Below are 12,894 nucleotides of genomic sequence, written 5' to 3'. Positions count from 1 at the left end.
GTCAGAACATCCCAATCAGCGGCCCGCCGGGCAGCGGCACGCCCAGGAGGTTGTTGAACAGCACGAACGTCGCCACCGACAGCCCGGCGGCGAGCAGCGGGTCGCGCACGAAGGCGCGGCTGCCCAGCGCGTAGGCCGCGCCCCAGAACAGCACCGCCCCGGAGATCGGGAAGCCGACCACCCCGATCAACGCCGCGTTGGCCAGGAACGCCCCGCACAGCAGCAGCACGGTCCGCCAGTCGGCCGGCGCGGAGAGGTCGACGTCCTCGCCGCCCTCCGCCTCGCCGCGCCCACCGCGCAGCACGTCCCGCGCGAGCAGCGCGGCGACCACGATCAGCCCCACGCCGACCACCACGGGCACCGCCTTCGGCCCCACCGGTCCGCGCTGCGCGAAGTCGGTGTGGATCCGGATCGCGTCGACCAGGACCAGCACGCCCAACCCGACCAGCACCGCGGACACGCCCAGCTCCGACCGCTCCCGCAGCCACGCCCGGCTCAAGGGCTTGTTCACCGCCTTGTGCACGCCCAACCCTCCACTCATGCCAACCCCAGGTCCTTGAGCACGGTCGCCACCCGGTCGTTCTCCTCGCGCAGGAACGCGCCGAACTCGTCACCCGGCGCGAACGCGTCCGTCCAGCCGTTGCGCGCCAACGCCTCCCGCCACTGCGGCGTGCCGTGCAGGTCGGTGAACAGGTCCACCAGCCGGGCCCGGTCGGCGTCGGAGATCCCCGGCGGCGCGACCACGCCGCGCCAGTTGTTGAACTCGACGTCCACACCGGACTCGCGCAGCGTCGGCGCGTCCACGCCCGGCAGCCGCGACCCGCTGGTCACCGCCAGCACCCGGATCTGCCTGGCCTCGATCTGGTCGCGGTACTCGCCGACGCCGGACACGCCGAACGCGACCTTCCCGCCCAGCACCGAGGCCAGCAGCTCGCCGCCGCCGTCGTACGGGATGTAGTTGACCCGCCGCGGGTCGAGGCCGACGGCCTTGGCGATCAGCATCGGCGCCAGGTGGTCCGGCCCGCCGGGCGACGAGCCGCCGCCGACGGTGACCTCGCCCGGGTTCGCCCGCCACGCCGCGACCAGCTCGTCCAGCGTCCGGTACGGCGAGTCCGCGCCGACCACGACGATGTCCGGCTCCTCGATGAGCTTCGCGATCGGCGTGGTGTCCAGCAGCGACGACGGCGCCTTGTTCGTGTAGACGCTGCCGACCACGCCCAGGCCCATGGACATCACGAGCTTGCCGTTGCCGCGCTCGCTGACCGTGCGGCCGAGCCCGACCGTGCCGCCCGCGCCGGGCAGGTTGAACACCTCGGTGTTGCGGATCAGCTCCGCGTCCTCCATCGCCTTCGCGGCGGTGCGCGCCGTGATGTCGTAACCGCCGCCCGGCGCGTTCGGCACCAGCACGCGCAGGCTGCGCAACGACGCCGTGGTGTCCGCGCCGGACGTCAGCAGCGGCGGCACGAGGACGACGACCGCCAACGCGCCGGCGACCGCGACCCAGTTCCTGATCCGCACTGTGATCCCCACCTCTCTTCCGCGTGGTTGGACATGTTGCACTCGTGTAAACAGGGATGTCCCGCTTGCGCGCCTAAGGGTTCTTTTGTTCTTTGTGGTCATCCGGGAGGTGCTGATTGGCCGAGGAAGTCCGCCGCGGACGCGGATCGCTGGCACGTCAGCTGCTCGTGTGGCAACTGGTAGTGGTCGTGGCGCTGCTGTGCGCGGTGGGAGTGCTGTCCGTCGTCCAAGCGGGGAACAACTTCCGCACGACCGAGGGACGCCGGATGCTGTCCGTGGCCGAGGACGTGGCCGCGACGGCGGGGGTGCGGGCGTCGCTGGCCGACCCGCTGCGGCACTACGCGCTGGCGCCGTTCGCGGAGAGCGCCCGCAGCCTGTCCGGCGCCAGCTACGTGATCATCACCGGCCCCGACCGCGAGGTCCTGACCTCGCCGGACCCGAGCCAGGTCGGCGAGCCGCTCGACGTCGGCGACAGCACGGCGGCGCGCGGCCGGTCGTGGGTGGGCGAGCTGGGCGGCGCGACCGTGGCGCACGTGCCGGTGATCGGCGACGACGGCGCGGTGATCGGGCTGGTCGCGGCCGGGCGGCAGGCGCCGGGGTTCTGGGAGGGTGTGCTGGACTCGCCCGACAACGCGCTGCGGCTGCTCGGGGTGGCGCTGGTCATCGGCGTCACGGGGTCGCTGCTGCTCGCGCGGCGGGTGAAGAACCAGACCCTCGGCCTGGAGCCGCACGAGATCACCGCGCTGGTCGAGTACCGGGAGGCACTGCTGCACGGCATCAAGGAGGGCGTCGTCGCGCTCGACCCGCAGCACCGGATCACGCTGGTCAACGACCACGCGCGCGACCTGCTGGCGCTGCCGGCGGACGCGGTCGGCCGGTCGGTGACCGAGCTCGACCTGGACGAACGGCTGCGCGACGTGCTCACCGGGCGGGCCAGGGGCGTGGACCAGCTCGCGCTCACCGGCGGCCGGGTGCTCACGCTGAACTACATGCCGCTGGACGTGCACGGCGCCGTGGTCACCCTGCGGGACCGGACCGAGCTGACCGCGTTGCGCGACGAGCTGGACGCGAACCGGCACGCCACCGACACCCTGCGCGCGCAGGCGCACGAGTTCCGCAACCGCCTGCACACCATCGCGGGCCTGGTCGAGCTCGGCGAGTACGACGAGGTGCGCGGGTTCATCAGCCGCCTCACCACCGCCCAGGGCGCGTGGCGGGCGGAGGTCGGCTCGAAGGTCGCCGACCCGGCCGTGGCGGCGCTGCTGATCGCCAAGTCCAGCCTCGCCGCCGAACGCGGCATCGGGCTGCGGATGGCGCCGGACAGCTCGCTCGGGGAGGTGGACGAGGCGTTGTCCACGGACCTCGTGACGGTGATCGGGAACCTGGTGGACAACGCGCTGGACGCGCTGTCGGAGCGCGGGTGGATCGAGGTGTCGGTGCGGTCGACGGCCGCCGAGGTCGTCGTGGTGGTGCGGGATTCCGGGCCCGGCGTGGCGGCGGGGCTGGCCGAGGAGGTCTTCCGGCACGGCTTCACCACCAAGGCCGCCGAGCAGGGCGGGCGCGGGCTCGGGTTGGCGTTGACCCGGCAGACCTGCCTGCGGCGCGGCGGGTCCGTCCGGGTGCACAACGAGGACGGCGCGGTGTTCACCGCCCGGCTGCCCGTGGAGGTGCCGGTGTGATCAGGGTTCTGGTGGTGGACGACGACTTCATGGTCGCGAAGGTCCACAGTGGATACGTGGCGCGCACGCCCGGCTTCGAGGTCGTCGGCGTGGCCCACAACGGCGCGGACGCCGTGCGGCTGGTGCGGGAGCTGCGGCCGGACCTCGTGCTGCTGGACGTGTACCTGCCCGACGTCGACGGGTTGGCCGTGCTGCGGGAGCTGCGCGGGGTGGCCGAGGACGTGGACGTCATCGTGATCACGGCCGCGACCGACGTGGAGACGGTGCGCAGCGCCATGCGCGGCGGCGTGCTGCACTACCTGATCAAGCCGTTCGAGTACGCGGCGCTGCGCGACCAGCTCGCCCACTTCGCCGCGCTCGACCGGCGGCTCGACCAGCTCGGCTCGGCCGGGCAGGCGGACGTGGACCAGGTGTTCGGCGCACGGCCGAGCAGCGCGCCCGTGCTGCCGAAGGGGCTGACCGCGCAGACCGCCGCGCTGGTGGAGCGCGTGCTGCGGGAACGCCCGGTGACGGCCAGCGAGTGCGCCGACGCCACCGAGCTGGCCAGGGTGTCCGCGCGGCGGTACCTGGAGCACTTCGTGAGCACCGGCAAGGCCGAGGTGCGGCTGAAGTACGGCGGCACCGGGCGGCCCGAACGCCTCTACGTCTGGCTGGGCTGACCGCTCTTGCGCACGATCAGGTAAGCCTGCCGGGTCTTCTCCCACTTCGGGTCCGCCGGCTCCCGCTCCAGCCGGGTGTGCGGCTCGAACCCCGCCTCGGCGAGCTGGCCGAGCACCCGGTCGGGGTTGATCCGGTACACGTCGAGCAGGATGTCGTGCCCGTAGCCCTGCTCGTACCGCCGGACCTCGTCGCCGACCTGGAACGCCAGCACCAGCAGGCCGCCGGGCGCGAGCACGCGGTGGAACTCCGCGAGGACGGCCGGGTGCTCCTCCCACGGCACGTGGATCAGCGAGTACCAGGCCAGCGCGCCGCCCAGCGAGCCGTCCGGCAGGTCGAGGTCGAGCATCGAACCCACCTCGAACGGCACGTCCGGGTGCTCGCGGCGGGCGACCTCGACCATCTCCGGCGACAGGTCGACGCCGAACACGTCCACGCCGAGCCGCTTGAGGTGCCCGGAGATCCGGCCGGGACCGCACCCGACGTCCGCCACCCGCCCGCTCACCAGCTCGGCGAACATCCCGAGCACCGCCCGGTCCGCGGGGATCTCCGCGAGCAGGTCGCGCGCGAGGTCGGCGTAGCTGTGGGCGACGGTGTCGTAGGCGGTGCGCGCCATGGTGAGGAAATCGGGCTCGGTCACGCCCTGGGACCTTAGTCCCAGCCACCGCCGCGGCGGCCCTGCTTCGTCTGGGCGCGGCGCTTCTTCTCCGCGATGCGGCGTTCCTTCGAGCCCTTGGTCGGCTTGGTCGCGCGGCGCACCGGCGGGGGCGCGGCGGCGGCGTCGCGCAGGAGGCGCGCCAGCCGCTCGCGGGCCGCCTGGCGGTTCTGCAACTGCGCCCGGTGCTCGCTCGCGGTCACCGTGAGCACGCCGTCCACCAGGCGCTTCTCCAGGCGGCCGAGCATCCTCGCGCGCAACCACTCCGGCACCGACGGCGAGGCAGCCAGGTCGAAGCTCAGCTCGACCCGGCTGTCCGCCGTGTTCACGCCCTGGCCACCGGGGCCCGAGGACCGGGAGAACCGCTCGCTCAACTCGGCCGCCGGTATCACCAGCGTCCGCGTCACGGTCAGGTCCTCGGCCACCGGTACAGGTTAGAAGACCAGCCCCGGCACGGTCGCCAGGTTTACGAGCTCGTCCACCGTCATCGGGTTCGGCCCACCGCCCACCGCCGGCGTCGTGTTGTAAGGGCCTCCGCTTCGGTCCTCGATGCCCTGGGCCGACACCTCGAGCTTCCGACCGTCCGGGAGCTTCGCGGTGACCCTGATCAGATCGCCCGGGACGTCCGGTCCGCGCTCGACCTTGTACTCACGACCGTCGGGCGTCGTCCGCACCTCGCACGTCCGGGCGGCCGACTGGAAGGTGACCGCCTCACAGCCCTCGTACGGGCGCGCGACCAGTTCCACCGTCACGATGGCACTGCCGCGGGCGTCGAACACCTCCGCGTGGGCCTTGTAGAAGGCTCCCCACGCCTCGAACTCCCAGGGGCCGAACTCCGCCCCGGCGGGGCTGTGCGTCTGCATCGCCGGGATCGCGCCCGAGTCGCGCAGGATCCCGGTCAGCTCCGCCGCCCGCTCGTCCGACAGGCCCGGATCCAGTGGCTTGGTGTACGGACCAGGCGCGGATCGCGGTACTGACGCCTGCGACTCGGCGGTGCCCGCCTGCCCCACGTCCGGACCGCCGCCACCACCGGCGTCCAGGCCGAACGGCACGATCGCCACGGCCACCGCGACCGCCACCGCCGAGCCGACGGACGCGTGCCGGGTCACGACCTTGCGCCGGCCCGCGCGGCGGATGGCGGACTTGTCGACGGCCAGCGGCGGCTCGTCGGCGAACGCCGTGGCCAGGGTCTGCTTGATGTCTGTCATCGCTGCTCCTCCAGGACGTCGTGCCCGAGAAGGTCGCGCAACGCGGCCAAGCCCTTGGCCGCCTGGCTCTTCACGGTGCCTTCGGTTCGCCCGAGGAGGCGCGCGGTCTCCGTGACGCTCAGGTCCTCCCAGTAGCGGAGCACCACCACCGTCCGCTGCCCGACCGGCAACGACGCCAGCGCGCGCCGCACGTCGATGTCGGACGGGGCGCCCGCGACCGGTGTGTCCGGCACCGCGTCGACCACCGTCTCCCGCCGCCGGAACGCCCGGCGCGAGTCGTCGATGGCCGCGCGGACCAGCACCTTCCGCGCGTAGGCGTCCGGCGACGCGTCCCGCCGCACCCTGGGCCAGGCGACGTACAGCTTGGTCAGCGCCGTCTGCACCAGGTCCTCGGCGCGGTGCCAGTCCCCGCACAGCAGGTACGCGGTCCGCCGCATCACCAGTGCCCGGGCGTCGACGTACTCGTCGAACTCACGATCGCGATCCACTCGGCCCCTCCTCGGTCGCCGCTTGATACGGATCGGCGACCGCCGGAGGTTGCTGCCGGCGCCTAGAAACGCGGGTGGTCGCCCACCAGGGCGGCGCCCGGCTCGTCCGAGCGGACCACGTCGCCCAGCACCCACGCGGGCACGTGGCGGGCCGTGAGCACGGCCAGGGAGCGGTCCACGTCCTCGGGCGCGACCACGGCCACCATGCCGACACCCATGTTGAACGTCTTCTCCATCTCCTCGCGCTCCACCCGACCGCGCTGGGCGATCAGGGCGAACACGGGCGCGGGCGTCCAGGTGCGGCGGTTGAGCTCGGCGCGCAGGCCCTCGGGCAGCACGCGGGCCAGGTTCGCGGCCAGGCCACCACCCGTGACGTGGGCGAACGTGCGCACCTCTGCCTCGGCGGCCAGCGCGAGGCAGTCCTTGGCGTAGATGCGGGTCGGCTCGAGCATCTCCTCGCCGAGGGTGCGGCCGAACTCCTCGACGTGGCCCTCCAGCGGCATCCGGGCGATGTCCAGCAGCACGTGCCGCGCCAAGGAGTACCCGTTCGAGTGCAGGCCGGACGAGCCCATGGCGATCACCACGTCACCCGCGCGCACCCGGTCCGGGCCGAGCATGCCGGACGCCTCGACCACGCCGACGCCCGTGCCGGAGATGTCGTAGTCGTTCGCGCCCATCAGGCCGGGGTGCTCGGCGGTCTCGCCGCCCAGCAGCGCGCACCCCGCCAGCACGCAGCCCTCGGAGATGCCCTTGACCAGCGCCGCGACCTTGTCCGGGTCGACCCGGCCGATCGCGATGTAGTCCTGCATGAACAGCGGCTCCGCGCCGCACACCACGAGGTCGTCCACGACCATCGCGACCAGGTCGATGCCGACCGTGTCGTGCTTGTCCAACGCCTGCGCGACCGCGATCTTGGTGCCGACGCCGTCGGTCGAGGCCGCGAGCACCGGTTCCTTCCAGCGGTCGAGCTTGAGCTGGAACAACCCCGCGAAGCCGCCGATCCCGCCGAGCACCTCGGGACGCTGCGCCTTGGCCGCCCACGGCTTGAGCTTCTCCACCGCCTCGTCGCCGGCTTCGATGCTTACTCCAGCTGCGGCGTAGGTCGCCTTGGCGCTGTCCGTCACGTCTCTGTGCTCCACATTCAGGGCATCCACATTCGGTACATCTGTTCCCGGGCCGGGCGCGCGCCCGGCTCCGCCGGCGATCAGGGGCGTTGCAGGGCGTCTTCGGCACCGTACCCGTTCGTCAGGACGGGGGTCGCCGAGCCCGCGACGCCCCGGATCCCCTCGAGCAGGTGCTTGCCGATCAGCGCGTCGTCGGGCAGCGGGATCGGGTAGTCCCCGTCGAAGCAGGCCGTGCACAGCCGGGTCTTGGGCTGCTCGCTGGCCGCGATCAGCTCCTCCAGCGACACGTAGCCGAGCGAGTCCGCGCCGACCGAGCGGCGGATGCCGTCGGTGTCCAGGCCGTTGGCGATCAGCTCGGCCCGGGAGGCGAAGTCGATGCCGTAGAAGCACGGCCACTTGACCGGCGGCGACGCGATCCGCACGTGCACCTCCAGCGCACCCGCCTCGCGCAGCATCCGGACCAGGGCGCGCTGGGTGTTGCCGCGCACGATCGAGTCGTCCACCACGACCAGGCGCTTGCCGCGGATCACGTCCCGCAGCGGGTTCAGCTTCAGCCGGATGCCCAGCTGGCGGATGGTCTGCGACGGCTGGATGAACGTGCGGCCGACGTAGGCGTTCTTGACCAGGCCCGAGCCGTACGGGATGCCGCTGGCCTGCGCGTACCCGATCGCGGCCGGCGTGCCGGACTCGGGCACCGGGATGACCAGGTCGGCCTCCACCGGGTGCTCCGCGGCCAGCCGGCGGCCGATCTCGACGCGGGTGGCGTGCACCGAGCGGCCGGCGATCGTGGTGTCCGGACGGGCCAGGTAGACGTACTCGAAGATGCAGCCCTTGGGCTCGGGCGTGGCGAACCGGCTGGACCGCAGGCCGTTCTCGTCGATCGCGATCAGCTCGCCCGGCTCGACCTCGCGGACGAACGACGCGCCCACGATGTCCAGCGCCGCCGTCTCGCTGGCGACCACCCAGCCGCGCTCCAGCCTGCCGAGCACCAGCGGGCGCACGCCCTGCGGGTCGCGGGCCGCGTAGAGGGTGGACTCGTCGGAGAACGTGAGGCAGAACGCCCCGCGCAGGGTCGGCAGCAGCTCCAGGGCCGCCTGCTCGATGCCGATGTCGGCGGCCTGCGCGGCGAGCAGGCCGCAGATCAGGTCGGAGTCCGTGGTCGCGCCGTGGCTGGTGTCCACGCCGACCTCGCGCGCCTTCACCATCAGCTCGGCGGTGTTGACCAGGTTGCCGTTGTGGCCGAGCGACAGGCCCGAGCCGGTGGCCGTGGTGCGGAACGTCGGCTGCGCGTTCTCCCACGTGGTGGAACCGGTGGTGGAGTAGCGGCAGTGGCCGACGGCGACGTGGCCGCGCAGCGCCTGGAGCACCTGCTCGTCGAACACCTGGCTGACCAGGCCGAGGTCCTTGAAGACCACCACCTGGCTGCCGTCGCCGACCGAGATGCCGGCGGCTTCCTGGCCGCGGTGCTGGAGGGCGTAGAGGCCGTAGTAAGTGAGCTTGGCGACCTCCTCGCCGGGCGCCCACACGCCGAACACACCGCATTCCTCGCGGGGTTCGCGCTCTTCCTGGGTGTCGGGGTCAATGCGGCCGGTTGCTGAATGGTCGGTGACCACCGGGTTGCTCCCTAACGACGAGGGTGGGCTGCACTATCGAGTGTAAGGCTGAGAGGGGGCGTCCCACCCCCCTCAGCCCCCCTGCGACGTGACGAAACGCACCCTCACCCGGCCGTCAGTCGAGCTTCAGCGCGAACCAGACCCGCTCGTCGCCCGTGTGCTTGAGCGGCAGCCGGCCCCACAGCCCGTAGTGCACGAGCTGCGCCTCGCCGGTGACCTGGACGTCCGTCTCCTCGCCCGGCCAGGCCGCCCGCACCTCCGGCACGACGCCCGGCGCGAACGTCACCACCCACGCCTCGGGCACGTCGGTGAGCTGGACGAGGGCGGTGCCCTTGGTGGTCGGCGGCACGTCGGTGGCGTACTTGGCGGCGAGCAGGGTGGTGAGCGCCTCGTCGATGCCGTCGACCGCGAAGTCCGCGTCGCCCACCACCAGCTCGCGCAGGGCCGCCTGGGCGTCCCAGCGGCGGAGGTCGAGCTCGTGCGCGATCCGCCGGTGCCAGACCCACGCCAGGTCCGGCGCGGCGGGCGAGAACGTCCAGGCCGCCCGGTTGCCCGGGACGGCGGGCAGCAGCTCGGCGGCCTTGGCCAGCTGGGTGTCCAGGTAGGTCAGCGGCTCCACCTCGGCGGGCGGGCTCGGCAGGCGGAGCTGGACGGGGCTGCCGGTGCGGAGGTACTCCAGCGACGTCTCCAGGAACCTGCCGACGTGCAGCGTCAGGTCGGTGAACGTCCAGCCGGGGCAGCTGGGCACCTTGGCGGCGGGGTCGGCCTTCCCGACCGCCGCCCGGAACATCCCCGCCTGCGCGGTGAAGACCTCGGTCCACCGCTGGGTGGTCCAACCTCCAGGCACGTCCAGCCTCCCGCTTGAGTCGATCGGTGCGCGGCCATCGTGCCGCACGGGGCGCCGTCCCGGCGGCGGAAGGCCGACCTTCACCCTGATCGACGCGGGGACCGGGCCGCCGGTGCCGTCCGATCGCGAATACCTCCGGGTGGGATCACCCCAGGGTGGGGATCCGGCGACGGGCGGACGGGCCCGGGTCGCCCGGCGGGACGACGGCACCGCCGCCGGGCGGGACCGGCGTCAAGCCAGGTCGACGACCACCTTCACGTCGTCGGGCTCCCGCTCCAGCGCCTCGGTGAAGCGGTCGAGGGGCACGCGGCGGGTGATCAGGCCGTTCAGCCACGGTCGGCTGGCCTCGGCGAGGGCGTCGGCGGCCGCGAGGTAGTCCGGCAGGCCCGCGTTGACCGTGCCGAAGACCGTCTTGTTGCCCAGCACCATGCCGTCGAACACGCCCGGGTCCAGCGGCACGGGGTCGTGCTCGCCCGAGATGCCCGCCACGACGGTGACCGACGCGCGGCGGGCGCACTCCCAGATCAGGGCCGGCACGCCGGTGCACTCGATCGCCACGTCCACCTCGGCGGTGACCTTGGCCAGGTCGGGGTGGTAGGTCGCGCCCAGCGTGGTCACCAGGTCGGGTTTGCGGCCGTCGGTGACGCGGTCGACCACGTGCACCTCCAAGCCCCGCTGCACGCCGAGCAGCGCGGCCAGCAGGCCGATCGGCCCCGCGCCGGTGATCAGCGCCGACCGGACCGGCAGGTGCGACCGCGCGGCCACCGCCGACACCTGCGCCCACGCCTTGGCCACCACCGAGGCGGGCTCGGTCAGCACGCCCGCGTCACCCAGGGTCGGGTCCAGCCGCACGGCGAACTTCGGCGGCACGGTCCAGCGCTGCATGCCGTACCCGTCGAGCTCCTTGATGCCGCGCTCGGTGTACTTGCCGTTGCGGCAGAAGTCCCACGCGTCCACCGCGCACGCCGGGCACGGCTCGGGGTCGGGCCGGCGCACCACCCCGGCCACCAGGTCGCCCGGCGCGAACTCGGGCGTCGGGCTGCCGATCACCCGGCCGAGCGACTCGTGGAACGGCACGATGTGCCCCCGACCGGGCGGCAACCAGCCGAAACCGTCGCGGACGATCTCCACGTCGGTGCCGCACACGCCCGCCAGCAGCCCCTCGACCAGCAGCTCGCCGTCGACCGGGACGACCTCGCGGTCCACCACCCGTGACGCCGAGGGCTCGCCGGGGACGACCTCCGCCGCCCTCACGCCGCACCGCCGCGGTGGCGTTCGTCGCGGGTGTGGCCGCCGAACAGCACCGCCGCGCTGTTCACCAGCGCCAGGTGGCTGAACGCCTGCGGGAAGTTGCCGAGCATCCGCCCGGTGCCCGCGTCGTACTCCTCCGCCAGCAGCCCCACGTCGTTGCACAGGTCCACGAGCCGGTCGAACATCGCCAGCGCCTCCTCGCGCCGCCCGGCCAGCGCCAGCGCGTCGACGTACCAGAACGAGCACGCCAGGAAGCTTCCCTCCACGCCGACCAGCCCGTCCACTTCGGACTCGCCGTGCCCCGTCTCGTACCGGTCGACCAGGTCGCCGCGCTTGAGCACCCGCGAGATCGCGTCGAGGGTGCCGGTGACGCGCGGGTCGTCGCCGGGCAGGAAGCCGACCGCCGGGATCAGCAGCGTGGCCGCGTCCAGCTCCGTCCCGCCGTAGTACTGGGTGAACGCGCCCAGCGACGCGTTCCAGCCCTTCGCCAGCACCTCGGCGTGCACGGCCTCGCGCAGCTCGCGCCACCGCTGCACCGGACCGGGCAGGTCGTGCTCCTCCACCGCGCGCACCGCCCGGTCGAACGCCACCCACAGCATCACCCGCGAGTGCGTGAAGTGCCGGTCCGGGCCGCGCACCTCCCACAGCCCCTTGTCCGGCTGCTCCCACACCTTCTCCAGGTGCCGCATCATGCCGCGCTGCATGGCCCACGAGTCCGGCGTCTCGCCGAGGCCGCGTTCCCGGGCCAGGTGCAACGCGTCCATCACCTCGCCGTACACGTCCAGCTGCAACTGCCGGTAGGCCGCGTTCCCGACCCGCACCGGCCGCGCGCCCCGGTAGCCGGGCAGCCAGTCGACCTCCCACTCGACCAGGTGCCGCTCGCCGCCGAGGCCGTACATGATCTGCAGGTCGGCCGGGTCGCCCGCCACGGCGCGCAGCAGCCACCGCCGCCACGCCGCCGCCTCGTCCGTGCAGCCGAAGTTGTCCAGCGCCAGCAACGTGAACGTGGCGTCGCGCAGCCAGCAGTACCGGTAGTCCCAGTTGCGCTCGCCGCCGAACGTCTCCGGCAGCGACGTGGTCGGCGCGGCCACGATCCCGCCGGTCGGCGCGTACGACAGGCCCTTCAACGTGATCAGCGACCGCCGCACGGCCTCCGCGTGCGGACCGTCGTAGCCGATCCGGGACGACCAGCCCAGCCAGAACGCCTCCGACCGCGCCACCTCCGCCATCGCGTCCACCGGCGCGGGCGGCTCGTCGGGCGAGTAGGCGAACTCCATCACCCACGACAGCCGCTCGCCCGCCGAGATGGTGAACTCCGCCTCGTGCGCGCGTTGGCCGTGCACCCGGTAGGGCAGCCGGTCGCCGTACAGCGCGACCGCGGACGGTCCGGCGAGCGCGACGATGCACTCCTGCCCGTCCCGCTCGCCGCGCCGCACCCACGGCACCGAGTCGCCGTAGGCGAAGCGCAGCACCCACCGCAACGACATCTCGACCTGCCCGGCCACGCCTTCCAGCACGCGCACCACCCGCGTGTCGGCGTCCCAGTCGTCCTGCTCGGGCGGCATGGTGTCGATCAGCCGCACCACGCCGTCCACGGTCTCGAACTCGGTCTCCAGCACCAGGCCGCCGTCCCGGTAGGACCGTCGCACCGACACCACCTCGCCCGTCGGCGCGATCCGCCAGTGCCCGTCGTCCTCGGTGCCGAGCAGTCGGGAGAAGCAGGAGGGCGAGTCGAACCGCGGCATGCACAGCCAGTCGATCGACCCGTCCCGTCCCACCAGGGCCGCCGTCCTCAGGTCGGACAGCAGCGCGTAGTCCTCGATCCGTCCAGGTCCCGTGTCTCCCACGCCGCCG

13 protein-coding genes are annotated in these 12,894 nt (G+C 73.1%); 2 read left to right on the top strand and 11 right to left on the bottom strand.

From position 1 onward, the window contains the following. Position 1 precedes the first annotated feature (1 nt). Entirely contained in the window at positions 2 to 541 is a 540-nt protein-coding gene (locus ABTZ99_RS31445; RefSeq protein WP_498771902.1) for a tripartite tricarboxylate transporter TctB family protein, read from the bottom strand. Further along, the gene (locus ABTZ99_RS31440; protein ID WP_499616424.1) at positions 538 to 1,530 is read right to left on the bottom strand and encodes a Bug family tripartite tricarboxylate transporter substrate binding protein; all 993 of its coding nucleotides are present in this window, start codon (positions 1,528 to 1,530) and stop codon (positions 538 to 540) included. Before ABTZ99_RS31440 ends, ABTZ99_RS31445 begins: the two co-directional genes overlap by 4 nt. Positions 1,531 to 1,634: 104 nt before the next feature. Between ABTZ99_RS31440 and ABTZ99_RS31435 the strand changes: the two genes are divergently transcribed. Together ABTZ99_RS31435 and ABTZ99_RS31430 are read left to right on the top strand one after the other, a co-directional pair. After that, complete coding sequence (locus ABTZ99_RS31435; protein ID WP_499616421.1) at positions 1,635 to 3,197, top strand: sensor histidine kinase; 1,563 nt, start codon at positions 1,635 to 1,637, stop codon at positions 3,195 to 3,197. Continuing rightward, complete coding sequence (locus ABTZ99_RS31430) at positions 3,194 to 3,856, top strand: response regulator (RefSeq protein WP_498771898.1); 663 nt, start codon at positions 3,194 to 3,196, stop codon at positions 3,854 to 3,856. Before ABTZ99_RS31435 ends, ABTZ99_RS31430 begins: the two co-directional genes overlap by 4 nt. Here the strand turns inward: ABTZ99_RS31430 and ABTZ99_RS31425 are convergent. The 9 genes from ABTZ99_RS31425 to ABTZ99_RS31385 form a co-directional block, all read right to left on the bottom strand. Continuing rightward, positions 3,838 to 4,494, bottom strand: a complete 657-nt coding sequence (locus ABTZ99_RS31425) for a class I SAM-dependent DNA methyltransferase (protein WP_498771896.1) — start codon at positions 4,492 to 4,494, stop codon at positions 3,838 to 3,840. The two genes, ABTZ99_RS31430 and ABTZ99_RS31425, sit on opposite strands and share 19 nt — an antisense overlap. 11 nt (positions 4,495 to 4,505) lie before the next feature. Beyond that, positions 4,506 to 4,934, bottom strand: coding sequence for an alternative ribosome rescue aminoacyl-tRNA hydrolase ArfB (arfB, locus tag ABTZ99_RS31420; protein ID WP_498771894.1), 429 nt, complete (start codon positions 4,932 to 4,934; stop codon positions 4,506 to 4,508). A gap of 9 nt (positions 4,935 to 4,943) precedes the next feature. Further along, positions 4,944 to 5,717: a hypothetical protein gene (locus ABTZ99_RS31415; protein ID WP_498771892.1), complete on the bottom strand. Its 774-nt coding sequence runs from the start codon at positions 5,715 to 5,717 to the stop codon at positions 4,944 to 4,946. After that, entirely contained in the window at positions 5,714 to 6,205 is a 492-nt protein-coding gene (locus ABTZ99_RS31410; protein ID WP_498771890.1) for a SigE family RNA polymerase sigma factor, read from the bottom strand. The genes ABTZ99_RS31415 and ABTZ99_RS31410 overlap by 4 nt, the downstream gene beginning before the upstream one ends. A gap of 62 nt (positions 6,206 to 6,267) precedes the next feature. After that, positions 6,268 to 7,329, bottom strand: coding sequence for a phosphoribosylformylglycinamidine cyclo-ligase (gene purM, locus ABTZ99_RS31405; RefSeq protein WP_498771888.1), 1,062 nt, complete (start codon positions 7,327 to 7,329; stop codon positions 6,268 to 6,270). An 80-nt stretch (positions 7,330 to 7,409) separates the two neighbouring features. After that, entirely contained in the window at positions 7,410 to 8,942 is a 1,533-nt protein-coding gene (gene purF / locus ABTZ99_RS31400; protein ID WP_498771886.1) for an amidophosphoribosyltransferase, read from the bottom strand. Positions 8,943 to 9,057: 115 nt separating this feature from the next. Further along, positions 9,058 to 9,789, bottom strand: coding sequence for a maleylpyruvate isomerase N-terminal domain-containing protein (locus tag ABTZ99_RS31395; RefSeq protein WP_498771884.1), 732 nt, complete (start codon positions 9,787 to 9,789; stop codon positions 9,058 to 9,060). Positions 9,790 to 10,020: 231 nt separating this feature from the next. Next, the gene (locus ABTZ99_RS31390; RefSeq protein ID WP_499616416.1) at positions 10,021 to 11,043 is read right to left on the bottom strand and encodes an alcohol dehydrogenase catalytic domain-containing protein; all 1,023 of its coding nucleotides are present in this window, start codon (positions 11,041 to 11,043) and stop codon (positions 10,021 to 10,023) included. Continuing rightward, positions 11,040 to 12,887, bottom strand: a complete 1,848-nt coding sequence (locus ABTZ99_RS31385) for a glycoside hydrolase family 15 protein (RefSeq protein ID WP_499616413.1) — start codon at positions 12,885 to 12,887, stop codon at positions 11,040 to 11,042. The genes ABTZ99_RS31390 and ABTZ99_RS31385 overlap by 4 nt, the downstream gene beginning before the upstream one ends. Positions 12,888 to 12,894 lie beyond the last annotated feature (7 nt).

The organism is Actinosynnema sp. NPDC002837 (assembly GCF_040295345.1).
Lineage (GTDB): Bacteria > Actinomycetota > Actinomycetes > Mycobacteriales > Pseudonocardiaceae > Actinosynnema.
This window is presented reverse-complemented; position numbering and strand designations above follow the sequence as displayed.